This is a genomic window from Haloarchaeobius sp. FL176, assembly GCF_024609245.1.
Classification (GTDB): Archaea; Halobacteriota; Halobacteria; order Halobacteriales; family Natrialbaceae; genus Haloarchaeobius.
Map to the genome: position 1 here is coordinate 87,386 of NZ_JANJYH010000001.1, position 23,519 is coordinate 110,904.

The window sequence follows — 23,519 nt, forward strand, 5'->3', positions numbered from 1 at the left end:
GGACGCTCGCATTCGCCCACGCGTCGACCTGCTCCTCGTCGTACGTCCGCGCGCCGAGGCCGCGGATGGACGCCTCGTGGACGCGTCTGACCGCCGCGATGTCGTCTGCCGTCGCTTCACGGACCTGCATGGACCAGTGTCCGGTCGGATTCCTCCTCGAACTTTCGGTCGCACAGCCGAGGCTGCCGGGTTCGAGAGCACGAAAACGGCGGCCGGCGGTCAGAGGATGGAGTACGACGCGGCGACGGTGAGCGCGACCGCACCGAGCAGGCCCAGCAGCATCAGCGTCGTCAGCGAGCGGGGCTCCCAGCGCAGGTGCTGGTACCAGCCCGCGACGACGACGGCCTTGACCGCCGACAGGACCATGATGGCCCAGAACGCCAGCCAGTACGACTCCTCCAGATAGCCGGCCTGCTCGACGACTGCCTGTGCGGTCGCCAGCACGAACAGGACGACGTATATCGCGGTGTAGAGTTTGGTTCTGGACATGGGTATCACACGATGTAGAACAGCGGGAACAGGAACAGCCAGACGATGTCCACGAAGTGCCAGTACAGGCCGAAGTACTCGATGGGCTCGTCGTCGCCCATGTACGCCCCACCCCACGCTCTGAATATCATGTAGCCGGCGATGACGAGGCCGACGATGACGTGCAGCGCGTGCAGGCCCGTCGTGACGTAGAACGTCGTCGAGGCGATGTTCGTCCCGGGGTCCCAGCCGGCCGGGAACGCCTCGGTGTGGATGTGGAACAGGTGCTGCCACTCGATACCCTTGTTGATGAGGAAGCCGACGCCGAGGCCGACCGTGGCCACCAGCGAGCCGACGACGCCGAGGCGGTTCTCCCGCTTGGCGAACTCCATCGCGATGACGACCGCGAACGAGCTGGTCAACAGCAGGTACGTGTTGATGAGCCCCGGCAGCACCACGTGCGCCTCCGGGATGAGGTGGTGCCAGTCGGTCCAGCCGTGTGCGACGCGGGAGAACACGTACGCACCGATGAACGCCCCGAAGAGGATGACGTCGGAGGCGAGGAAGATCCACAGCCCCAGCTTCGTGTTCTCGACGGTCGTGAACGGCCAGCTCTCCCCGAACGGGCCCTCGGGGCCGTGGAACTTCTCGCGAGTCATCGCGACGAGGCTGCCGAACGCAAGCACCCCGCCGACGATGGCCGTCCCGATGTGCACCCCGCCCATCGTGCCCTCGGGGAAGTAGCCACGTTGGAGCCCGGAGAGTCCGAGCAACACAAGGAATGCGCCCGCGCCGAGGACGAACGGCCAGATGCTCGCGTGGCTCTCGCCGCCCCCGTGCTCGGTCTCGGTCACCTCGCTGCCCGGGAGCGCCGCGGCCTTGCCGTGGACCGCGCCGCCGTCGGTCTGGGCGCTCCCGCCGTCCTCGAACTCCAGGCGGCCGCTCGCGTACGTCGGCACGCCCGGGAAGTTCTCCAGCGGCGGCGGCGAGGGAACGGTCCACTCGGCCGTGGAGGCGAAGTCCCATGGCTGCCCCTCGACCTGCTCGCCGACGAACGCGCTCTTGAACAGGTTGTAGAACATCACAAGGAACGACGAGCCGAGCAGGAACGCTCCGACCGTCGAGAGCTGGTGCCAGCCGGTGAGTGCGGGCGCGTACTCGAACACCCGACGCGGCGTCTCCCAGGCCAGGAACATCGGGAAGTACAGCAGGTTGAAGCCGACGAAGTACATCCCGAAGTGGACTTTGCCGAGCGTCTCGTCGTACATCCGGCCGGTCATCTTCGGGAACCAGTAGTAGAGGCCGCCGACCAGCCCCGTCACGCCGCCGACCATCACGTAGTGGAAGTGCGCGACGACCCAGTAGGTGCCCCGGAGCGTGTAGTCGAGCACGACCGCGCCGAGGAACACGCCGGTGATGCCGCCGAGGATGAACAGCACCAGCGCGCCGAAGCCGAAGAGGAACGGCGTCTTGAACCGTATCTTCCCCTTCAACATCGTGTAGATGAGCGAGAACACCATCAGGTCGAACGGCAGTGATATTCCGATGGTCGTCGCCATGAACAGCGTCTTGATTTCGAGGTTGATGCTCGTCAGGAACATGTGGTGCATCCAGACGACGAAGCTCTGAATGGCCACGAGCAGCATCGCGCCGATGAACCACTTCCGACCGACGAGACGGCGGCCCGTGAACGTCTGGAAGATCTCCGCCATCGCGCCGAGGGCGGGGAAGAAGACGATGTACACCTCGGGGTGGCCGAAGAACCAGAACAGGTGTGCCCACAGCATCGCGCCACCGGGGCTGCTCTCGGCGAAGTAGGCCGTGCCGATGAGCCGGTCGGAGCTGAGCAGCATCAGCGCGGCCAGCAACGCGGCGAACGCAAAGAGCATCATCCACACCGTCAGCAGGATGCTCCAGGTGAAGATGGGCATCCGGCGGAGGGTCATCCCCTCCGCACGCATCCGGTGCATCGTCGTCAGGAAGTTCACCGACCCCACCGTCGCCGAGGCGACGAACAGTATCAACGCCAGGACCGTCGTCGTCCCGCCTATATCTGGCGTGTAGACGGGCATGTTCAGGGGCGCGTACATCGTCCAGCCGCCGTTGAACGTGCTCCCCTGGAAGAAGGAGATGCCCATGAGGATGCCCGAGAAGAGGTAGAGCCAGTACGAGAGCGCGTTCAGCCGCGGGAACGCGAGGTCCTTCGCGCCGATCTGCAGCGGGACGACGTAGTTCGCGAACCCGAACGCCAGCGGCGAGAGGAACCAGAACACCATGATGAGCCCGTGCGCGGAGACGGCCTGATTGTACGAGCCCGCCGCGAGGAAGTCCGCGCCGGGGGCCCACAGTTCGAGGCGCATCAGGAGGGCGAGCAGGCCGCCGAAGATGAGGAAGAACAGGGCCGTCACCGTGTACAGCAGCCCGATGTCCTTGTGGTTGGTCGTGACGAACCAGCGCCGGATGGAGTGGGTCGGCGGCAGCCCGTGGTCGTCCCCATGGGGGGTGTCCGGGACGCCGTCGGCCGGGAAGTCGTCGTCAACGATTGAACCGCCGTCGCTGGCCGTGCCGCCGTCGCTCACGGCTGGTTCGTCACCGGTCGGGTCGGCCGTCGTCTCGTGTTCGTCGTCGGTCATGCCCTGAGAACTCCCTCCGTGGCTGCTGTGCGGGCGGGCAGCCTCGTCGCCACGCCACCGTCAGCCGGCAGCCCGACCGACGGTGCGGAACTGCCACCGGCCGCCGTCGCGGGGTCGACGCGCTCCGTGCCGCCGTCGCTGGCGTTCGTGCTGTTCATCGGCTCCACGAACATCCGCTCGTACTCCTCGGCGTCGATGACCTCGACGGTCCCGGTCATGTAGGAGTGGCCCGCACCACAGAGCTCGTAGCACTTGATGGTGTACTCGCCGTCCTCGACCGGACCGAACCAGGTGCTCGTGGTCTGGCCGGGGATGGCGTCGGTCTTCGTCTTGAACGCGGGGATGCCGAAGTTGTGCATCACGTCCGAGGATGTCACCACGATCCGGACGCGCTCACCCTCGGGCACGTACATCGTCCCATCGGTCGTGTTGCCGTTGGGATACTCGAACTGCCAGCCGAACTGGTAGCCGGTGACGTCCACCGTCGTCCCGTCCTCCATCTCGGGCTCCGCGGGCTGTGCGGCGCCCGCCTCGACGTACAGCAGCGCCCAGTACGTCCAGAGGATGAGCGAGATGACGATGATGGCGCTGAGGGTGAACGAGAGGAGCAGTTTGCGCCCGTGACCACCGCCCTCCGGGAGCTCTCCGAGTGTGGGCCGCCCGATGTCCTCGGTCTCCTCGGCCGGGGCGGTGCCGTCGTCGCGGTACCTGTACGCGTTGTACAGCATGTACCCGATGACGACGACACCGACCGCTGTGCCGAGGACCAGGAACACCTCGAAGATGGTTCCGAACAGCTCGGCCCGGTTCCCGTCGGGCTCCAGCTGGCCAGCCACCTGTAGCAGTAGTCCACCGTGCATCGGTTGACCGAGAGTCCAACGCGTGAGTATTTATTTATTGGGGAGTGTTACCATGGACATTGGTGCATGACAGCATTGGTCTTGGTGCGGACGAGGAGCCCTCGTACTTAATCACCGCCGAAAAATTCATAGATAGCTGCTAATTACGTCCGGTTAGCAAGGACTCGACGCGGTGTCGAGCCGCTTGCCCTCCACCCACGATGACAGAAACCCGTACCCGACCGACCAGTCGCGAGACCGACCCTCGCGAACGCGACGTCTCCGAACAGGCACGCGAGCGAGAGCGATGTCCGGAGTGTGACAGCCGGCTCGTCAACGACGGACGCGGCGAGACGGTCTGTACCGACTGCGGACTCGTCGTCGAGACGGAGAGCGTCGACCGCGGGCCCGAGTGGCGTGCGTTCGACGCCGCCGAGAAGGACGAGAAGTCCCGCGTCGGTGCGCCGACGACGAAGATGATGCACGACAAGGGGCTGTCGACGAACATCGGCTGGCAGAACAAGGACGCCTACGGCCGCTCGCTGAGCTCGAAACAGCGCCGCAAGATGGAGCGCCTGCGCACCTGGGACGAGCGCTTTCGCACGCGTGATTCCCGCGAGCGCAACCTGAAGCAGGCCCTCGGCGAGATCGACCGGATGGCCAGCGCGCTCGGGCTCCCGGACAATATCCGTGAAACTGCGTCGGTCATCTACCGGCGCGCGCTCGACGAGGACCTCCTGCCCGGCCGCTCCATCGAGGGCGTCGCCACCGCCGCGGTGTACGCTGCCGCGCGACAGGGCGGTGTGCCGCGCAGCCTCGACGAGGTCGCCCGCGTCAGTCGCGTCGACGACATGGAGTTCAAACGCACCTACCGGTACATCGTTCGCGAACTCGGCCTCGAGGTCGAGCCAGCGGACCCCGAGAGCTACGTTCCCCGGTTCGCGAGCGACCTCCGACTGAGCGACGAGGGTGAGATGCGTGCCCGCGAACTCCTCCGGGATGCCAGGGGGACCGGTATCCACTCCGGCAAGTCGCCCGTCGGCCTCGCCGCTGCCGCCGTCTACGCGGCGTCGCTGCTCACCAACGAACGAGTCACCCAGAGCGTGGTCAGCGACGTGGCCGACGTGAGCGAGGTCACGATCCGCAACCGCTACAAGGAACTTCTCGATGCTGCAGACGAAGGCGGCGCGAGCTACTGATCCCGCGTCACGACACGGATGTCGCAGCTCCGGATGGTCCTCGGGACCACGGTCGCCACCTTCTCGCCGGCGTTGAGGTTCGTCGAGACTGCAACCCCAGTACCGTCCGAGAGCGGCGCACGGAGCAACAGCCCGTCGTCGAACCCCTTGACGACGAAGTTGAACTGCCCGAGCTGGAGGAGCTCCTCCTGGAACGCATCGCCCATGCGTCCGTCGAGACAGAGGTCGGCAGCGAGCGCGTCGAGGTCCGACGGCTCGTACTGCTCGCGGAACGTCTCGTGGAAGTAGTGGATCTCCAGCACGTCCGCGTTGTACGCCGCGACCATCGTGAGGTCGCGGCCGAGTTCGTCACGCAGTCGGTCGACGATGCCGTCCGTCCTGTCGACGATTCGCTTGCTCGAAGGCGTTTCGTCGACGAACTGGGCCCTCGCCGGCGACTGCGTCGGGCTGTCGTAAGTCATCCCAACGGCCGGAACAATGATACTGGTGGTTAAAAAACCGGGCAGTTTCCGCCCGTCAGTCCGTCGTCGGCGCGAGACGAGGCTGTTCGTCCGTCAACAGTCGGTCGAGCGCGTCGACCATCGCCTCGACGCTCGCTCGGGTGATGTCGGCGTCGCTGTGTGCCACAGTCACCTCGTCGTCGTCGCGGGCCATCGTCACCTCGACGGTGACGAGGGCGTCCGTCCCACCGGTGATGGCGTCGACGTGGTACGCCGTGAGGTGGACGTCCGTCGCGCCACCGACCGCCTTCCGGACCGCCGAGACCGCGGCGTCGACCGGCCCGGAGCCGGTGCCGCTGGCGACGCGTTCGACCGTGCCCTCCTCGACCTCGTCGTCCCCGTACTGGTCGGGACCCAGCACTGACTGATCCACGTCCAGCCTGACGCTGGCCGTCGGTGTCGCGCTGCCCGCGGTCGCCGTGACCTTGAGGAGTTCGACCCGGCGCTCGCGCTCGCGCCCGGTCACGTCCTCCGTGACCGCGAGGAGGTCGGCGTCGGTCACGCGACGGCCACGCTCCGCGAGGTCCTTCACGCGCTCGACGACGGTGCCGAGTTCGTCCTCGCTGACGTCGAGGCCGTGCTCGGCGAGCGCCGCGCGGACGCCCGCTCGACCGGCGTGCTTGCCGAGGACCAGCCGGCGCTCACGGCCGACCGCTTCCGGTTGGTACGGCTCGTACATCCGGTCGTCCTTCAGCGTGCCGTCGGTGTGGATGCCGGACTCGTGGGCGAACGCGTTCGCGCCCGTCACGGCCTTGTTCGGCGCGGGCCGCATCCCCGTCGTCCGGGCGACGACGCTTCCGAGGTCGTACAGCGTCTCCGTGTCGAGCGTTTCGACGTCGTAGACGTGCGAGAGCGCCATGACGACCTCCTCCAGCGCGACGTTGCCGGCGCGCTCGCCGACGCCGTTGACGGTCGCGTGGACGAGGTCCGCCCCTGCCTCGACGGCCGCCAGCGCGTTCGTCACGCCGAGTCCGAGGTCGTCGTGCGTGTGTGCACTGACCGGGCCGAGGGCCGCCAGGCGCTCGACGGCGTCGGCGGTCTGCTCCGGGCCAGCGTGGCCGACCGTGTCGGCGAAGCAGAACCGGTCCGCACCCGCGTCGAGCGAGACCTCGGCGAGCGCAGCGAGGTAGTCGAGGTCCGCACGCGAGCCGTCCTCGCCGATGACCTCGACCCAGAGGCCGTGGTCCGTGGCGTACTCGACGAGCTCGACGGTCGAGTCGAGCACCTCGTCGCGGGTCGAGCCGACCTTCCGCTCGACGTGGCGGTCGCTCGACGGGACGACGAGGTTGACGCCGTCGACGTCACAGCCGAGCGCGCTGTCGATGTCGGCCTGCAGTCCGCGGGCGAAGCTCGTCACCGTCGCGTCGAGCCCGAGGTCGGTCACGCGGCTGATTGCCGCGCGCTCGCCCTCGCCCGTGCAGGCCGAGCCCGCCTCGACGACGGAGACGCCGGAGCGCTCCAGCGCCTCCGCTATCTCCACTTTCTCCTCGGGCGTCAACGAGACGCCGGGTGCCTGTTCTCCGTCGCGAAGTGTCGTGTCCAGAAAGCTGACGTCAGCGTTCGAGAGTGTGTGTTCGGGGGAGCCCCCGAATAAATCGGTCACCGGTCATATGCCACTCGGTCGGAGGCCACACACGGTAATCAACGACTCCGTCGGACAGGCCGACCTGTCGGACCCGCAAAAACTGCCGCCGGTCACTCCTCCACGTGGACGACGTCGCCCGGTTCCACGTCGTCGGCTGCACCCGCCGGCAGTTCGACGATGGTGTCGGCCGTCGCACGGCCGAGCCCGACCCAGGGCCGGAGCCGCTTCTTCTGGACGACCTCGTCGTCGACCAGCCAGAGCGCGTCGATGGCGAAGGGGACGAACACCATGTGGAGGTCGTGTGTCCCCGGTCCGTCGAACTGGAACACCAGCGCGTAGTCGTCGGGAACCGAACGACGGAACATCAGTCCCCGCGCCCGCGAGAGGAAGGTGTCGGCGAACTCGACGGTCGAGGCGAGCGTCTGCGAGGTCAGCTCGTCGTCCCCCTTCGCCTCGTTGTGGACCACTCGCACAGGCAGTGGCTTCGACCGCCCCCGATTTATGTCTGCGGGTCGGGCCGTCGTCCAGCCACGTCCCTTCCGGCACGACCGGGCTCAGAACGGCACGTCGGAGAGGTCCTCCGTCGTGGGCCGGGACTCCTCGCCCATGCCGGTCTCGACGGTGACCTCGGTCAGTTCCGGAACCTCGGCCGGCAGCCGGGCACGGAGCGCTTCGGTCGTCAGACTGGAGATGCCACAGCCGTCGCAGGCCCCCGAGAGCAGCAGGTGTACCTCGCCGGTCTCCGGGTCGAGGCTCGCGATGTCCCAGCTCCCTCCGTGCATCTCTATCTGCGGGAAGTTCCGGTCGAGGAACGCCCCGATGCGGTCGCGAAGTTCCGCCTCGTCGGTCATGGTTACCGGCAGGAACGCGAGCAGTATAGACGTTGGCATAGGGCGGCGGTGCCGTGCGAACGGTTTTTGTGCTGTGTTCCCTAGCGGAGGTGAACAACCGGCCTCCATTATAAACAATGACACGAACGGTCGCGATACTCGGCGGCGGCATCGGCGGACTGAGCGCAGCACACGAACTGACGGAGCGGGGATTCGACGTGACCGTCTACGAGCGGAACGACCGCTTCGGCGGGAAAGCCCGGAGCTTCCCCGGCCCTGCCGACGGCGACGCCCACCTCCCGGCGGAGCACGGCTTCCGGTTCTTCCCGGGGTTCTACCGGCACGTCACCGACACCATGTCCCGAATCCCGGTCGACGGCGGCACCGTCACCGACCGGCTGACGACCACCGACGAGCTGTTGCAGGCAGTGACGGACGGCGACCACCGCCTCATGCGCGTCGAAGCACCGGGGTCGGTCCGGGAGTGGCGCGAGCGCATCCAGAACGTCTTCGGCTCCGACGTCCCCCGCGACGAGGGGGCGTTCTTCGCGAACCGGCTCTTGACGCTGCTGTCGAGCTCGGAGCGACGCTGGCGCGAGGAGTACGAGCACCGCTCCTGGTGGGATTTCATCCGCGCCGAGGAGATGTCGCAGGCGTACCAGACGTACCTCGGCTACGGCATCACCCAGTCGCTCGTGGCGATGCGCCCGCAGGTGTCCTCGACGCGGACCATCGGTCGCATCTACCTCCAGATGCTCCGCGGGCTGTTCGACCCGGAGCTGCCCGCCGACCGGCTGCTCGACGGGCCGACGAACGAGGCCTGGATCGACCCGTGGGTCGACCACCTGCGCCGCCGCGGCGTCGACCTCGTGCCGAGCGCGGCGGTCACCGCCATCGACGCCGACGGCGAGCGCGTCACCGGCGCGACCGTCCGCCACGACGGCCCCGACGGCGACGAGGAGCGCGTGACGGCTGACCACTACGTCCTCGCGGTACCGGCTCCGGCCGTGGCGGAGCTACTCACACCCGAACTGGAGCGGGCCGCCCCCTCCCTGTCCGGCGTGCGCAACCTCGACCACGGCTGGATGAACGGCGTGCAGTTCTATCTCCGAGAGGACGTCACCCCCGTGCGCGGCCACGGCGTGTTCTACGACTCGCCGTGGGCGCTGACCGCGGTGAGCCAGCGTCAGTTCTGGGAGCGCTTCGACTTCGACGCCTACGACGAGACCGAAGGCGTGCTCTCGGTCATCGTCTCCGAGTGGGACGAACCCGGCATCGTCTACGGGAAGCCGGCCCGGGAGTGTACCCGCGAGGAGATCGTCACCGAGGTCTGGGAGCAGCTCCGCGCCCACCTCGGCACCGACCTGCTGAACGAGTCGAACCTCGTCGCCAGCCAGCTCGACCCCGCGGTCGGCTTCGACGAGGAGACCGGCACCGTCACCAACGACGCCGAGCTGCTCATCAACACTGTCGGGAGTCTCCAGCACCGCCCCGAGGCGACGACCGCGGCCCCGAACCTCTACCTCGCCGCCGACTTCGTCCGAACCGAGACCGACCTCGCGAGCATGGAGTGCGCGAACGAGGCCGCCCGCCGTGCCGTCAACGCGCTGCTCGACGACATCGGCCACCCCGCGAAGCGCTGCGAGATATGGCCGTTCGAGTGGCCAGCCGTCTTCGAGCCGCTGCGCCGCCAAGACGACCTCGGCCAGCGCCTCGGGCTGACCCACCCGGGCGACGGCGCGTCGTCGCTCTGGTCGGCGTACCGCGACGTGGTGCGGCCCTGAAACAGGTCACGCGACGACCTCGCCGCCGTGCTCGCACGGGTCGTCGGTGGTGTTCCGTGGCTGGTTCAGCCGGACGGCCGTCGTCTCGTTGACGAAGTAGTTCGCACCCAGTCCGCCGTCAGCGACCCACACGTCCCCGTCGGTGCAGCCCTGGTACGTCACCCCGCCGGTAACGTGGATGATGAACCCGTCGGGAGTCCGGTTCACGACGGCGGCGTCGCTGGTAACGCTGAGCCCGAACTCCGCCGATTGGATGCTATCATTCCACGCCAGGGCCTCAGCGTGACTTTCGGCGAAGGAGAGTGCAGTCTCCCGAGTTGCGTTCGAGGGCAGTTCGGGGACCGGGCGTTGCTCGTACTCGACCGTCGTCGAACATGGAGCGTCCGTCGCCGTCGTCGTCCCCGGGGCTGGTGCCGACGACGAACAACCTGCGAGGACGAGGCAGAGACACAGCAGGGCGGTTCTGTGTCGCATGTCCGAGGTATCGGAGAACACGGACAAGTGTCTTCGGGAGGTCGCGACGGGCAACGTGGGATTTCCGGACCGTGACGTCGTCGTTGTCTGACCAGCCGGATGGCGCGCGGGTGGCGAGCGTGCCGCAGGCCGCTCGCCGCACTCGCGCGAGGAATGAGAAGCGCAGGGAGCTTGCGACCGAGCATCGCAGTCGGCTGGGGAGGCGTGAGGTGCGGTGCTGAGCGGGGCGGGACTTTCTGGCTGTTCGTTATCGACTCAGTATGACCCTAGTTACAGGCTCGATTTACCGGTCCCGATACGCGTCGCTTTTACCCACAGACCCGATACCGACGGGTATGAGCGAGAAGATCAGCATCGGCCTCCGCGGGTGGCGCTTCGACGAGGACGAGGTGTTCACCGAGACTGGCGAGGTGCGGCCCTTCGACGAGATCAGCGACGACACGCGCCGGCGGCTCGTCCGGCTCAGCGCCATCTTCAACGGCCCCTGCGACGCCTGCTGGCTCATCCACGGCGACGAGAACATCGAGCAGTGCAACGTGGCCGCGGCGGTGTACGGCGAGCCGCTGAACGAGGCCGTCCTGTGTGACGAGCACGAGCCGGACTTCCTCTACTGGTTCCGCGAGGAGGGCGGCGCCGAGTACGCCGAGACCGACGAGTTCGAGGACGCGTTCCACGAGTGGTTCCTGGACGGCGGCCGCGCACCGGAGGGGTACGGCGGGCTGGAGCACGTCGACACCGACCCGCGTGACCTGCCGGAGCCGGAGCTGCCCGACCCCGAGGAGTTCGCCGACGAAGAAGATGAAGAGGACCACGAGGAGAAGCGCATCGACCTGCGGAACATGGAGTTCGACCGGGACTACCCGACCGGCGGCGACACATGAGCGTCCCCGCCGTCGCGGTCGTCGACGCGAAGACCCCAGGCAACGTCGGTACCATCGCTCGCTCGATGAAGAACTTCGGGCTGTCGGAGCTGCTGCTGGTGGACCCACCCGAAGGCGTCAAGGAGAAGCACGGGGAGGCGTGGGGGTTCGCCGGCCGCGCGCGGCGCGACGTGCTCGCAAACGCGCGCGAAGTGAGCTTCGACGACATCGTCGAGAACTACTACACTGTCGGGCTGACGGCGACGACGAACGAGGACTGCCGGAAACACGTCCGGTTCCCGTACTCGACGCCGGCCGAGCTCGCGGACGACCTCGCCGAGCTCGACGGCGACAGCTGCATCGTGTTCGGCCGGGAGGCGAACGGGCTGCACAACCACGAGCTCTCCCGGCTGGACGGGGTCTGCTCCATCCCGGCCAGCGACGAGTATCCGGTACTGAACCTCGGCCAGGCCGCGACGGTGACGATGTACGAACTGCGCAAGCTCACCGTCGAGGAGAACCAGCTGCCGGACCGACAGCACGAGCGCGCCGACGAGGAACTGATCGAGCACCTGTACGAGAAGTTCGAGGACCTGCTCGACGGGATCGACCACAACGACGAGAAGCGACACAAGACCGTCAGGATGGCCCGCCGGGTGTTCGGTCGAGCACATCTGACGGAACGAGAGACGCGAACCATGATGGGCATCTTCCGCCGGGCGAGCGAGGAACTCGAACGGGGCCGAGCTGCTCGCGGCCGCGACCGCGAGCAGTAGCCGGGCCGCATGTCAACCATACCGGAAAGTCTTTAATCGACGCGAGAGACTATGTAGTAATCGGTAGGACCTATGCCTCTCCAGAGCCCCCAGCGACGGTTCCGCCCCGACGCCCCGCCTGACGCCTCGCCCGACGAACGACAGCCGACGACAGCCCACATCGCGTAGGACCATGCAACAGCTCCTGCCCTCCATCTCGTTCGGGACCCTGTTCACCATCGTCGTGACTGTCCCGACCCTCATCACGTTCGCCGTCGGCTTCGCCGTGTTCGCCCCGGATACTTCGCCCCGAGAGTTCGCCCGGGAACTAGTCAAAACTGACTGGAAGTACCTCGGTGTCGCCTGGCTCGTCACACAGGGCGTGAACACCATGGCGGCGACGTTCCACTCCGGTGCGGCGTACACCTCCGTCGTCTACGACCTGGAAGGAACGACCGTGCTCCACTTCCAGGCGTTCACGTGGGAGCCGCTGACGTACCTCTTGGCGTTCGTCTACCTCGTCGGCTTCCCGTTCCTGACCCTGTTCACGTACTTCAAGCTGAAGGTCCACGACCGCGAGCAGGCCAGGCGTTACTGTGCTGGCTACGCGCTCGTCGTCCTCCTCGCACTCCCGTACTTCCTGGCGTTCCCGGTCGCGGTGACGTCGGAGTACCTGGGACAGACCGCGAGCGGTGAGCCGGTCATGCGTGCGCTCCTGTACGACCTGCATCCCATCGTGAGCGAGGGAATCACCTCGACGGACACGCTGGTGAAGGCGTTCCCGAGCCTGCACACCGGCATCTCCGCGATGGCGGCGCTGTACGCCCGCGAAACCGACCGGCCCTACGCGTGGCTGGCCGGCATCCTGACGGTGTTCATCATGTTCTCGACGTTCTACCTCGGCGTCCACTGGCTGACCGACGCGGCGTTCGCGCTGGTGCTCGTCGGCATCGCGTACTACATCTCCCAGCGGATGCCCGACCCGGCAGTGTACGAGGCCCGCATCGCCCGGCTGCTCCCCATCGGCGACGAGGACTCCGAGGCACGCGGACAGCGCGCCGACTGAAAGAACGCTTCCCGCGCCCGTTCCTCAGGCGCGTTTCTGGATCTCCTCGCGGAGCGTGTCGCTGACGACGTCGCCGTCGGCCTTGCCCCGCAACGCACCCATGCACTCGCCCATGAGCGCCGAGAACGCGCCCATCCCCTGTTCCTCGACCTGGTCGGCGTTGCGCTCGACGACCTCGACGACGGCCTCGCGGACCTCGCTCTCGTCGACGCCGCCGAGGTCCTCCTGCTCGACCGCTTCCTCGGCGGTCAGCCCGGGGTCCGCCGCCAGTGCGGTCAGTAGTTCGGGGAGGCCCTCGTTGGGTACCTCGCCGTCCTCGACGAGGTGGAGCGCGTCACGGAGGTGCTCGTCTGTGAGGTCGGCGACGGGAACGTCGTCGCGGCGGAGCTCGGTCAGCGTCGACTCCAGTGTCCCTGCGGCGAGCGTCGCGTCCACGCCCTCGGCGACCACCGACTCGAACAGCGGCATGTGCGTGCCGTAGGCGACCTGCTCGGCGAGCCCGGCGTCGAGGTCGTACTCGTCCTGATACCGCTGCACCTTCTCGGTGAGGAGCTCGGGGACCGCGACCTCGCTGGGGTCGAGCTCGACCGGCGGCACGTCCGTCTCGGGGTACATCCGCGCCGCGCCGGGCAGCGGCCGCAGGTAGCGCGTCGTCCCGTCCTCGTTCGCACCACGGGTCTCCTCGGGGACGCCGTCCATCGCCGTCTCGGCGCGCGCTGCAGCCGCTTCGACGGCTGGCTCGGCGACGCCCGCCGCGGCGGCGACCATCGCGACCGCGTCGTCCGCACCGGCACCGACGGCCTCGCGCATGGCCGACACCTCCTCGTCGGTGACGCCGTAGGCCGGCAGTTCGTCCGTGTGGAAGATGCCGCCGGCACCGTGGCGCTTCGCGTGGTCGGAGAGCTCCGTGCCGAGCCGGCGGTCGGGCTGTATCTCCCGGCCGACAAGCCCGTCGAAGCCGTACAGCGGCACCGCGTACACCGCGCCGCCGTCGTCGAGCGCACCGCGGACGACACCCGAGTCGGTGTCTTCGAAGACCCCGGTCACGTCCTGTACCTCGCCGACGCTGGCGTCGCGTTCGTCCAGCTCGTCGGCGATGTCGAGCAGAGCGACCTGTCGGCCCGCCTCGTTCCGGACGATGTCGTCGATGTCGTCGAGGCTCTGGACGCCCTTCACCTCGACCCGGGCACCGTCGGCGATGGAGATGTTCACGTCCTGCCGGATGGTCCCCAGCCCGCGCTTTACGTGGCCCGTCGAGCGGAGGAGCATCCCGATGCGCTCCGCCGCGTCGCGGGCCTGCTCCGGCGAGGAGATGTCCGGCTTCGTGCCGATCTCCACCAGCGGGATGCCGAGCCGGTCGAGGCTGTAGGTGACACCCGCCTCGGTCTCCTCGACGCGCTGGGCGCTCTCCTCCTCCAGCATCAGGTCCGCGATTCTGACGGGCCCCTCGTCCGTCTGTATCTCGCCGTCGGTCGCCACGAGCGTCGAGCGCTGGAAGCCCGACGTGTTCGAGCCGTCGACGACGAGCTTGCGCATGACGTGGGCGACGTCCACCGGCTCCATGTCGAGCAGCTGGGCGATCTCGAGCACGACAGTGCGTGCCTCCTCGTCGAGCCGGTGCGGCGGTTCGTCGTCTTCCTCGACGAGGCAGGTGGTGTCGTAGCCGAGGTAGGTGAACTCCCGTTCGACCTGGCTCTCCTCCAGCGCCGCTTCGTCGATTTCGCCCAGTTCGCTCTTCGTGGGATGCAGGTACCGCGTGAACTGGCGGGTCGACGCTTCGGCCTCGCGGAGGTCGGTCGGACACGCACAGAACAGCTTCGTCTCGGTGTCGAGCTGCTGGTGGATCTCCAGCCCGGCCACCAACCCGAGCTCGTCGTAGTCGTGGTCGGTCATTGAGAGCAGGTCCGACCCGGAGGGGTAAAAAACCGTCCAGTCTCCCCCGGTACCGTGGCGAGTGTGCCCGAATAGTGACGGCCATCGTCCCGTCGGTCGCAGTCCGAACGTCGTCGCATCGTCGGCAGGTACCGGGTCGGACAGCAGCCAGAGAGCCCTCTCAGAATTGTCGTGCCGCAGAACCGCCCACCGTCCGTGTCCTCACTGCGTCGCTGCCTTGATGTCCTCGATGCGGACGATGTCGTCGCCGAGGCCCTCACCGTCGCACTCCTCGTCTGGACATCGGTAGTGCCAGCCGTCTCGTGTCGCTACGCGCTCCGAGAATCGTCCCCCACAGGCTTCGCAGAACAGCTGCCCCTTCTCGCATTTGTCGTGGTGTAGCTCGAGGGCGAGCTCTGTGCTGAACGACTGATTACAGTCTCTACAGGTGTACATACTGAAATCCACTCCGGCAACCCCCATAACAGCAGTGGATTGTTCGCCGTAGCGCCGTCTACCGGTCACTCACGGTAACTTACTGCAGTCGTGCGGTCAGTCTGACCTCCGCCAGATCTCTTCGAAGTAATAAATCTTTCTCCGGACGGCGGGACCGCTACGTCCTGGTCAACGGGCCGAGCCGTACGGTCCTGCCGAACGGTTCAGGGGTGCCGTGAACCCGCCTCGAGAAACGCTCCAGTGGCCCGGCTCAGTCGTCGCCCAGGATACCGGTGTAGGTCATCGCCTCGGGGTCGATGACCTCGGCAGCTTCCTCCTCGGAGAGGTAGCCCTTCTCGACGACGACCTCGCGGACGGTCTTGTCCTCCTTCAGCGCGGCCTTGGCGACCTCGCTGGCCTTGTCGTAGCCGATGTGCGGGTTGAGCGCGGTCGCGAGCGCCATCGACTGCTCGACCTGGGACTGGCAGTGCTCCTCGTTGGCCTCGAGCTTCGCGACGAACTTCCGTGCGAACACCTCGCTCGCGTTCGTGACGAGCTCGGCGGACTGCAGGAAGTTGTACGCACAGACCGGCTTGTACAGGTTGAGGTCGAGCTGACCCTCCGCAGCGCCGGCGGCGACGGCGGCGTCGTTGCCGACGACCTGCTTGTGGACCTGGTTGACCGCCTCGGCGACGACCGGGTTCACCTTGCCGGGCATGATCGAGGAGCCGGGCTGGTTCTCGGGCTGCTCGATCTCGCCGAGCCCGTTGCGCGGGCCGGAGGCGAGCAGCCGCAGGTCGTTCGCGATCTTGTTCAGGCTGCCGGCGACGGTGCGGAGCGCGCCGTGGGCCTCGCCCATCGCGTCGTGGGCGGCCTGGGCCTCGAAGTGGTCGTCCGCCTCGCGGAACTGCACGCCCGTCTCCTTCGTGATGTACTCCGCGGCGCGGGCGGGGAACTCGGGGTGCGTGTTCAGTCCGGTGCCGACCGCGGTACCGCCGAGCGCGAGCTCGCCGAGGTGCTCGCGGACGTTGTCGACGCGGACGAGCCCCTTCTCCATCTGGGTGGCGTAGCCGCCGAACTCCTGGCCGAGTCGGACCGGCGTCGCGTCCTGCAGGTGGGTACGGCCGGTCTTGACGACGCCGTCGAACTCCTCCTCCTTCGCGCGAAGCGCCTCGCGGAGGATGTCCAGCGCCGGGATGACGTCCTTCTCGATGGCCTCGAGCGCCGCGACGTGCATCGCGGTGGGGATGACGTCGTTGCTCGACTGGCCGAAGTTCACGTGGTCGTTCGGGTGAATCTCTCGGGAGCCGATGTCGCCGCCGTAGAGCTCGGTGGCGCGGTTCGAGATGACCTCGTTGGCGTTCATGTTCGAGGACGTGCCCGAGCCGGTCTGGAACACGTCGACCGGGAACTGGTCGTCGTGCTCGCCGGCGATGACCTCGTCGGCGGCGGCGACGATGCAGTCGGCCTTGTCCTCGGGGATCATCTCGAGGTCGCGGTTGGCCTGCGCGGCGGCCTTCTTCACGACGCCGAGGGCGCGCACGAACCGGCGGCCGAACGTCAGCCCCGAGATGGGGAAGTTCTCGACCGCGCGCTGGGTCTGTGCACCCCAGTAGGCGTCGGCCGGTACCTGCATCTCGCCGAGGCTGTCCTGTTCGGTGCGGTAGTCGTCGGACATGGTCGAACCGACGCGCGACGGGGCGTAAAACCCACCGAAACCGCCCCGCCAGTCGGTCGCCCTGACAGCCCCGCAGGTGACCCACGGCCGGCTGGTACCCTGGGTGGCCCGCCGAAAATTCGGCAGCGTGTCGGGGGCAGGAGGGGCCGAGCCCGACGCGTCACTCGTCGTCGTCCGTCCGGTGGGAGTACCCCTCGATGATGCCGCTCACCTGCGTCGGCTCGATACAGGCCACGTTGAACTGGATGTCCGTCGCCGGCCGTGAGTGGACCTGAAAGTACGGGATGTCGAGTCCCTCCATCGCCTCGACGATGGCGGCGTCGAGGCTGTCGTGTGACAGCATCGTCACCTTGCCCTCCACGAGGACGCTCTTCCAGCCCTCGTCGGTGTCGTCGTAGACGGTGAACGAGACGTGCTCTGTCGTCTCGAGGTAGCGTTGCTTCTGGCTCCCCGGTGCGAACCCCAGTCGCAGGTACACCGACCGGTCATCGTCGTCGTACGCGAACGAGATCGGGACCGCGTAGGCGTCGCCGTCGTTCGCGAGCGCGAGGACACCGGTCTGTTGTGATTCGAGGAACTCGTCTATCTCCAGTGCGTCCATCTGCTTCGCTGTCTTCTGCGCCATACGTGGGTATTGATAGCACGAGACAATAGGGGTAGAGGCCGGTTCCCGCCGGCTGGTAACGTCGTGTCGTCCGAGAACGGTCGAGACAGGGCACCGCCGGTCGCTCGTCGCTTCCCCCGACGCGGACGGCACGCTACGCTCGTCGTCGGTGGCTGGGGAGAACGGCGGAGAGAGATTCGAACACGGTTGTCTTGCTCGCTACGCTCGGGTCCTTGTCTCCTGAAAAGCGCCGAGAGGGAGATTTGAACTCCCGTGTCCGTGTGGACAGTAGATTTCGAATCTACCGCCTTGGCCAGGCTAGGCTATCTCGGCTCGGTCTCACCTTGCCCGCTGAGTATTTTAGGGGTTTCGATTCGGGCGGACGTGTGGTGACAATCGTCAATAATAAATTGCATGCCTTGCAGAAAGATACTATGGACGTTAGCCAAGCAAACGAGGACTGCAACGCAGTTCTCGACGCCATCGGGAACTCGGTCATCGCCGACCGAGAGTTCCTCGAGACGGTGCTGATGGGCGTCGTCGGTCGCGGTCACGTGCTCCTCGAGGACGTGCCCGGCACCGGCAAGACTCTCACCGCACGGTCGATGGCCTCCGCCCTCGGATTGTCCTTCTCCCGCATCCAGTTCACCCCCGACCTCCTGCCCTCCGACGTGACGGGGACACACGTGTTCAACGAGGAGAGCCGCGAGTTCGAGTTCCAGTCTGGCCCCATCTTCGCGAACATCGTGCTCGCGGACGAGATCAACCGCGCGCCGCCGAAGACCCAGGCCGCCCTGCTCGAGGCGATGGAGGAAGGGCAGGTCACCGTCGACGGCGACACGCGGATGCTCCCGCAGCCGTTCTTCGTCATCGCGACGCAGAACCCCGTCGAGCAGGAGGGGACGTTCCCGCTGCCGGAAGCACAGGTCGACCGGTTCATCGTCAAGTCCAGCATCGGCTACCCCGACGAGGAGGGCGAGATAGAGCTGCTCCGTCGCCGCGCGGGCCGCGTCGACCAGAGCCCGAGCGTCGACCGCGTCCTCAGCGACGAGGAGGTCGCGGAGCTCCGTGAGGTGCCGGAGGACGTGCGGGTCGACGACGACCTCCTCGCGTACATGGCCGCGGTCTGCCGCGAGACCCGGGAGGACGGCCGCGTCGACATCGGCGTCTCGCCGCGTGGGACCCAGCGCCTGTTCGAGGCCTCGCGCGCCTACGCCACGATGGTCGGCCGCGAGTACGTCACGCCCGACGACATCAAGCGCGTGGCGCTGCCGGTGCTCGCACACCGACTCGTGCTGACGCCGGACGCGATGGTGAACAACGTCGACAAACGTGAAGTCGTCCAGACGGTGCTCGACTCGGTCCCGGTCCCGACCGTCGAGTAACTCCTTCTACGTCTGTCGCAGCGACGTGGTCAGGACGAGCGCCGCGACGAGCAGCATCACCAGTGCGGGGAGCGGCTGCCCGGAGCCCGCGATCTGGTACAGACCGTACGCGACGCCGACCGTGACCCCACCGACGACCAGCGTCGCGCCGATGTGTGCGAGTTCGGCCCGGGTCGTCTCTGCCTCCCGGCCGAGCTGCTCGCCCAGCCCCACGGCGTTCTGGCCCACGTCCCAGGCGACGACGGTCGCCGCGGTGCCGACGAGCAGGAACAGCTCTGCTGCAGCGCCGGCACCGGTCGCCCCCGCGAACACCATCCCCACCGCGAGGACGACGCCGCCCCCGTGGACGAGCCGTCGCGAGCCGACCACGAGGCCGGGTGCGAGTGCGACGATGCCCAGCCCGGCGACGACGCCCCCGACGCTCGCCGTCAGGATGGCCGCGAGAGCCGCGACCGCCGCCGCACCGAGCGAGACGATGGCCGACAGCCGCACCGGCCGCCTGTCGATCTCAGTCATCGCGACCACCGCACGGTGTTCCGTGCGATCGACTCCGCGAGCGGTTCGTCGGGGTCCCAGTCGAGCACCCTGACGCCACCCTGGCGGAGCTTCGAGATCCGGTCGGCGCGCTCGACGCTGGCGAAGCGCTGGCCGAGTGTCTCGTCGTTCGTCGGGTCGGGACTGAGCACCGTCACCTTGTGCCCGTGTGCGTGGAGCAGCTGTGCCGCCTTCACCGCGTCGTCGTCACAGAGTGGCGAGAAGAACATCACCTGTATGTCGCCCGACAGGCGCTTTCGAAGGTTCCGAACGCCGAGCGTGACGGAGTAGCGACCCTGCGGGCGCTCCGCCGACAGCGCCGGGTGGTGGGCGAACAGCTCCTCGACCTCGACACGGTGCTCGTTGCCGAGTCCGGGCGAGAGCCAGACCTTCTGCGGTGCCAGCGCGGTGATACCGACCCGGTCGCCGGTCTCGAGCAGCGTCGTGAATATCTGCCCCGCCGCGTTGATGCCGAGGTCGGCCGCGTGAAGGTCGTCATCGTCGCGCCGCACGTACGCCTCCTGGCGCAGGTCGAGCAGCAGCATCACTGTCGCGGCCCGTTCCTCGCGGAACTGGAGGGTCGCGAGGTCGCCGGTTCGTGCGTAGCGCCGCCAGTCCACCCGCGACAGCGGGTCGCCGGCGCGGTACTCGCGGGTGGAGTGGAACTCGACGCCGTCGCCGGCGAGGTCCGTCTCGACGCGGCCCGCGTACTGCGAGGTCTGCTTGCGGAGCGGCATCGGCAGCGTGGACGAGAGCGACGGCGTGACGACGACCTCGCCGCCGGTCCGGAAGCAGGTGTGTCGCTCGCGCTTGCCGGCCCAGTCACGGACGATGGTGTCACACGTCTTGAACTCGTGTGTCCCCCGTCTGGCGTTCAGCGTGTACGTGAACGAGTCCGTCTCGCCGGGGCGGAGCGCGGTGCCGAGCCGGGCCGTGCCGCCCACGACGGTGAGTTCCTCCGGTACGCCGTCGACGACCCGGAGGTCCGGCAGGACACGGTCGCCGACGTTGCTGACTCTCACCGTCACCGTCAGGTCGTCGCCCAGGTCAGGAGTCGGGTCGGACAGCTCCCGTCGGATGCGAACCGTCGCCTGGGGTACCGTCGTCACCTGAACGTACGCGAGGTAGGCGACAGCGACGACCGCCGCGAGCAGCAGGGCGGGCTGTTTCAGGATGATGCCCGCGCCACCCGCCACGAACGTCAGCGCGCCGATGCCACGCCAGTGGTTCGTGTCCTCCTCGGTCTCGGAGATGACGCGCTGGCTCCCCTCGCTCCGTCCGTCTCGGGTTTCCGTCGACGGCCCGCTGCCGGACTCGGCCCCGCCGGCCGTGGACTCGTCGGTCGCGGACTGCGATAGCGTCGAACTCATGCTTCGGCCGCCTCCGACTGCCGCGTTATCTCGCTGGCGGCGTGGACCGCCCAGCGGTGGTACTGTGTCCGGTTGTCCCGCTGGAAGTCGAACCGGTCGAGCAGCGATGCCCCTTCGACGGAGCCGGTGAAGAAGGCCCGAGCGTACGGGTCGTCGGTCCACTCGCCCGACTCCAGCTGCCGTTCTGCCTCTGCCCGCGTACAGCCCTCGGTGCGGACGATGGTCGCGATGGCGGCCCGCTCCAGCCGGGTCCGCACCGTCTCGCGCGTCTCGATCTCTCGGCGGTCCGAGCCGGCCGTGACGAGCATCTCGTCGAACTCGTCACCCGGGGTGGGGAGGTCCTGAGACGCCTCGGGGTCGGGCGTCTCGACCTGCTCGTAGCTGGTGCGTGACCGGCCGATGGCGACACGCGCCCCCTGGAGGACGCCGAGGAGGCCGACGACCACGAGGACGGCCTCGTCGAGCGTGATGGACGAGGCCAGTCCGGGCGCTGCGACGAGGACGAACCCGGTCAGCGCGAGCGCCACGCCGAAGACGGCGAGCAGGGTTCGCGACTTCATTCGTTCTCACCCTCGAACTGGTCCTCGAGACGCCTCAGTGCTTCGACTGCCCGCTCCTCGCGTTCCGCGGTCGCCGCCTCGCTACCGTAGCGCACCGACTCGAACAGCTCGGTGAGTTCGCCGACCGTAGCGGCCTCGAAACCGGCGGCGACGGCCGCGCGTTCGAACTCCCGCGGGGTGCTGGTCTCGGGATGCTCCACGGGCAGATGGTCGGTCATCTCGACCCAGGCGCGGTAGATCTCGTTGTCGACCGCGGACTGCTCCTCGATGCGGTCCGCCGCCCGGCCGGCGGCCGCCGCGACCGCCGCGGAGTCGGGCGGTTCCGGCTGTTCTTCCTCGTCCTCCGGGTTGGCCGCCTTGACGAGCTCCGACTCGTCGTCCTCGTCGCCGGAGCGCACCACCCACACGCCCGCGACCACCACCACTGCGACACCGACGACGCCGAGCAGGAGCAGGAGGACGTCGGGCAGCTGCTGGCGCGTCTCGCCCTGTTCGCCGCCGCCGCTGCCATCGCCACCACCACCCGACGCCGTCTGGTTACTGACGAGGTCGGGACTGCCGTTCTGTTTCTCCTCCGGCACCGGCTGGGAGGGACAGGTCACCAGAAACGGTACCGTCGTCGCAACCAGCACACCCACCACGAAGAAGGCGCTGAGCGCGACCATCCGGTCGTACTTCCGGTACATGAACGCCGTCACTCCGACGACGATCCCCATCAGTCCGAGCAGTAGCAGCGGCGGGATCGACCGCTCGCACCGCTCGACCTTCACCGGCGGCTTCTGTTGCGTCTCACCGCCCTCCACGTTCACGTCCATCGGCGAGTCCGTCGCATCGATGCTGTCGTCCTGTTCCGGTGCCGGCTGGGTCGCGTCCTCGCCAGCACTCGTCGTCTGACTGAGCGTCCCGGCCGCGAAGACGATAGCGCCCACACAGCAGATCGCGATAATAGCGACCCCGATCGTCCGTCTGTTCACGAGGCACTGTTACCACAACCCGTACTTAACGAGTTCGTATACACAAGCACCTGCTGTACCGAACCAGCATCGGAAGCGAGGCAGGTGGCGTCAACGACGTCAGCGCTCGTCACCGTACTCGTCCTCGATGTGCCGGAGTGCTTCGACGGCACGCCGTTCCCGGTCCGCCGTCACCGGCTCGCCGCCGTAGCGGACCTCCTCGAACAGCTCGGTGAGTTCGGTCACGTCCTCGCGCGAGACACCCGCCTCGACGGCCGCGTCGGCGAACTCAGAGGGGGTGCTCGACCGTGGGTGCTCGACGGGGAGGTGCCGGGTCATCTCGACCCAGGCGCGGAACACCTCGTTCTCCGTGCCAGTGGTCCGTTCGAGCCTGTCGGCGATCTGGCCGGCGACGTTGCCGAGCTCGGTGATCTGTCTCCGGTCCCCCTCGTCGGCGATTTCGTCATCGGGTGCCTCCGCCTCCCTCGCGTCGTCGTCCGTACTCGACAGGGCGGCGTAGCCGAGGAGGCCGACGACCAGGGTCGCCGCGACGAGCACCACGAACACCGAGGGCTGGGTGATGACCAGCCCGGAGTCGTCGGCGATGCCGACCGAGGCGTTGCCCCCGATGCTCGGCGGTGCCGGCTCGGAGGGGAGGATGTCGACGGAGGTCGGCTCGGGCTGGTCCGCACAGTTGGTCAGCAGCATCCAGACGAAGAAGGCGGGGAACCCGATGGCGACGAGCACGGCGGAGGCCGCGAACCCGTCGTCGCGGTACGCGAGCGCCGACCAGAGGAGGAGTCCGACGCCGATGACGATAGCGAGGAACTCGCCCGTCAGCAGGAACGGGAGACAGATGCCGAAGGAGAACGAGAACTCGCCGGGGTCGGTGAAGGGTTCGCGCCCGCTGCTGCCGTTCTCTCCGGAGTCGCGGTCGTTGCCGCCGGTGGGGTCGCTGACGCTCGACCCGCCGCCGCCGTCGGCTGGGTCCACCACGCTCGCGGCGACCAGCGAGAGCGCGACCACGCAGACGAGTGCGAGGACGACCGGGAGGAGCCGCTCTCGGTTCACGCTCGCCACTCGGGACCGATGGTATGAGTGGTTTTCGTTGACACACACGTCGACTGTACCGACC

Annotated in this window: 23 protein-coding genes and 1 tRNA gene; 6 read left to right on the forward strand and 18 right to left on the reverse strand. The window is 67.7% G+C overall.

Going from position 1 to position 23,519, the window contains the following annotated elements; all coding sequences use genetic code 11:
- Positions 1 to 219 precede the first annotated feature (219 nt).
- The 3 genes from NO978_RS00490 to coxB are packed head-to-tail and all read right to left on the reverse strand — an operon-like array spanning position 220 to position 3,961.
- The gene (locus tag NO978_RS00490; protein ID WP_257297540.1) at positions 220 to 489 is read right to left on the reverse strand and encodes a cytochrome C oxidase subunit IV family protein; all 270 of its coding nucleotides are present in this window, start codon (positions 487 to 489) and stop codon (positions 220 to 222) included.
- A 5-nt stretch (positions 490 to 494) separates the two neighbouring features.
- Positions 495 to 3,101 carry a cbb3-type cytochrome c oxidase subunit I gene (locus NO978_RS00495; protein WP_257297541.1) on the reverse strand — a complete coding sequence of 869 codons (2,607 nt, stop codon included), beginning with the start codon at positions 3,099 to 3,101 and terminating at the stop codon, positions 495 to 497.
- Complete coding sequence (gene coxB / locus NO978_RS00500; protein WP_257297542.1) at positions 3,098 to 3,961, reverse strand: cytochrome c oxidase subunit II; 864 nt, start codon at positions 3,959 to 3,961, stop codon at positions 3,098 to 3,100. Before coxB ends, NO978_RS00495 begins: the two co-directional genes overlap by 4 nt.
- Before the next feature lie 200 nt (positions 3,962 to 4,161).
- On the opposite strand from coxB, the gene NO978_RS00505 reads away from it, so the two are divergent.
- Complete coding sequence (locus NO978_RS00505; protein WP_257297543.1) at positions 4,162 to 5,139, forward strand: transcription initiation factor IIB family protein; 978 nt, start codon at positions 4,162 to 4,164, stop codon at positions 5,137 to 5,139.
- Here NO978_RS00505 and NO978_RS00510 read toward each other — a convergent pair.
- From NO978_RS00510 to NO978_RS00525, 4 genes are all read right to left on the reverse strand, one after another.
- Positions 5,133 to 5,600, reverse strand: a complete 468-nt coding sequence (locus NO978_RS00510) for a hypothetical protein (protein WP_257297544.1) — start codon at positions 5,598 to 5,600, stop codon at positions 5,133 to 5,135. The genes NO978_RS00505 and NO978_RS00510 overlap by 7 nt on opposite strands.
- A gap of 55 nt (positions 5,601 to 5,655) precedes the next feature.
- Positions 5,656 to 7,242 carry an alpha-isopropylmalate synthase regulatory domain-containing protein gene (locus NO978_RS00515; RefSeq protein ID WP_257297545.1) on the reverse strand — a complete coding sequence of 529 codons (1,587 nt, stop codon included), beginning with the start codon at positions 7,240 to 7,242 and terminating at the stop codon, positions 5,656 to 5,658.
- A 92-nt stretch (positions 7,243 to 7,334) separates the two neighbouring features.
- Positions 7,335 to 7,697: a DUF192 domain-containing protein gene (locus NO978_RS00520; protein ID WP_257297546.1), complete on the reverse strand. Its 363-nt coding sequence runs from the start codon at positions 7,695 to 7,697 to the stop codon at positions 7,335 to 7,337.
- An 81-nt stretch (positions 7,698 to 7,778) separates the two neighbouring features.
- Positions 7,779 to 8,075 carry a NifU family protein gene (locus NO978_RS00525; RefSeq protein ID WP_257297547.1) on the reverse strand — a complete coding sequence of 99 codons (297 nt, stop codon included), beginning with the start codon at positions 8,073 to 8,075 and terminating at the stop codon, positions 7,779 to 7,781.
- Between the two features lie 116 nt (positions 8,076 to 8,191).
- On the opposite strand from NO978_RS00525, the gene NO978_RS00530 reads away from it, so the two are divergent.
- A complete protein-coding gene (locus NO978_RS00530; protein ID WP_257297548.1) occupies positions 8,192 to 9,838 on the forward strand; it encodes an FAD-dependent oxidoreductase in 1,647 nt (548 codons plus the stop codon).
- Between the two features lie 6 nt (positions 9,839 to 9,844).
- Here NO978_RS00530 and NO978_RS00535 read toward each other — a convergent pair whose 3' ends face one another.
- Positions 9,845 to 10,312, reverse strand: a complete 468-nt coding sequence (locus NO978_RS00535) for a hypothetical protein (protein ID WP_257297549.1) — start codon at positions 10,310 to 10,312, stop codon at positions 9,845 to 9,847.
- Between the two features lie 335 nt (positions 10,313 to 10,647).
- On the opposite strand from NO978_RS00535, the gene NO978_RS00540 reads away from it, so the two are divergent.
- The 3 genes from NO978_RS00540 (at position 10,648) to NO978_RS00550 (ending at position 12,993) form a co-directional block, all read left to right on the forward strand.
- Positions 10,648 to 11,193, forward strand: coding sequence for a hypothetical protein (locus tag NO978_RS00540; RefSeq protein ID WP_257297550.1), 546 nt, complete (start codon positions 10,648 to 10,650; stop codon positions 11,191 to 11,193).
- Entirely contained in the window at positions 11,190 to 11,948 is a 759-nt protein-coding gene (locus tag NO978_RS00545; RefSeq protein ID WP_257297551.1) for an RNA methyltransferase, read from the forward strand. The genes NO978_RS00540 and NO978_RS00545 overlap by 4 nt, the downstream gene beginning before the upstream one ends.
- A 172-nt stretch (positions 11,949 to 12,120) precedes the next feature.
- Positions 12,121 to 12,993 (forward strand): phosphatase PAP2 family protein, encoded by an 873-nt coding sequence (locus tag NO978_RS00550; RefSeq protein WP_257297552.1) that lies wholly within the window; start codon positions 12,121 to 12,123, stop codon positions 12,991 to 12,993.
- A gap of 24 nt (positions 12,994 to 13,017) precedes the next feature.
- Here NO978_RS00550 and gatE read toward each other — a convergent pair whose 3' ends face one another.
- From gatE to NO978_RS00575, 5 genes are all read right to left on the reverse strand, one after another.
- Complete coding sequence (gene gatE / locus NO978_RS00555; protein WP_257297553.1) at positions 13,018 to 14,886, reverse strand: Glu-tRNA(Gln) amidotransferase subunit GatE; 1,869 nt, start codon at positions 14,884 to 14,886, stop codon at positions 13,018 to 13,020.
- 201 nt (positions 14,887 to 15,087) lie between these two features.
- Positions 15,088 to 15,321 carry a transcriptional regulator gene (locus NO978_RS00560; protein ID WP_257297554.1) on the reverse strand — a complete coding sequence of 78 codons (234 nt, stop codon included), beginning with the start codon at positions 15,319 to 15,321 and terminating at the stop codon, positions 15,088 to 15,090.
- Between the two features lie 250 nt (positions 15,322 to 15,571).
- Positions 15,572 to 16,978: an aspartate ammonia-lyase gene (locus NO978_RS00565; RefSeq protein ID WP_257297555.1), complete on the reverse strand. Its 1,407-nt coding sequence runs from the start codon at positions 16,976 to 16,978 to the stop codon at positions 15,572 to 15,574.
- Between the two features lie 160 nt (positions 16,979 to 17,138).
- Positions 17,139 to 17,603: a pyridoxamine 5'-phosphate oxidase family protein gene (locus NO978_RS00570; RefSeq protein WP_257297556.1), complete on the reverse strand. Its 465-nt coding sequence runs from the start codon at positions 17,601 to 17,603 to the stop codon at positions 17,139 to 17,141.
- Positions 17,604 to 17,830: 227 nt separating this feature from the next.
- Positions 17,831 to 17,915: transfer RNA gene (locus NO978_RS00575), tRNA-Ser, on the reverse strand.
- A gap of 101 nt (positions 17,916 to 18,016) precedes the next feature.
- Between NO978_RS00575 and NO978_RS00580 the strand changes: the two genes are divergently transcribed.
- Positions 18,017 to 18,967 (forward strand): MoxR family ATPase, encoded by a 951-nt coding sequence (locus NO978_RS00580; RefSeq protein WP_257297557.1) that lies wholly within the window; start codon positions 18,017 to 18,019, stop codon positions 18,965 to 18,967.
- Between the two features lie 6 nt (positions 18,968 to 18,973).
- Here the strand turns inward: NO978_RS00580 and NO978_RS00585 are convergent, their stop codons facing one another.
- From NO978_RS00585 to NO978_RS19860, 5 genes are all read right to left on the reverse strand, one after another.
- Entirely contained in the window at positions 18,974 to 19,483 is a 510-nt protein-coding gene (locus NO978_RS00585; RefSeq protein ID WP_257297558.1) for a hypothetical protein, read from the reverse strand.
- Entirely contained in the window at positions 19,480 to 20,871 is a 1,392-nt protein-coding gene (locus NO978_RS00590; RefSeq protein ID WP_257297559.1) for a DUF58 domain-containing protein, read from the reverse strand. The genes NO978_RS00585 and NO978_RS00590 overlap by 4 nt, the downstream gene beginning before the upstream one ends.
- A complete protein-coding gene (locus tag NO978_RS00595) occupies positions 20,868 to 21,431 on the reverse strand; it encodes a hypothetical protein (protein ID WP_257297560.1) in 564 nt (187 codons plus the stop codon). Before NO978_RS00595 ends, NO978_RS00590 begins: the two co-directional genes overlap by 4 nt.
- Positions 21,428 to 22,405: a DUF4129 domain-containing protein gene (locus tag NO978_RS00600; protein WP_257297561.1), complete on the reverse strand. Its 978-nt coding sequence runs from the start codon at positions 22,403 to 22,405 to the stop codon at positions 21,428 to 21,430. The genes NO978_RS00595 and NO978_RS00600 overlap by 4 nt, the downstream gene beginning before the upstream one ends.
- A 99-nt stretch (positions 22,406 to 22,504) precedes the next feature.
- Entirely contained in the window at positions 22,505 to 23,455 is a 951-nt protein-coding gene (locus tag NO978_RS19860) for a DUF4129 domain-containing protein (protein ID WP_257297562.1), read from the reverse strand.
- Between the last annotated feature and the right edge of the window lie 64 nt (positions 23,456 to 23,519).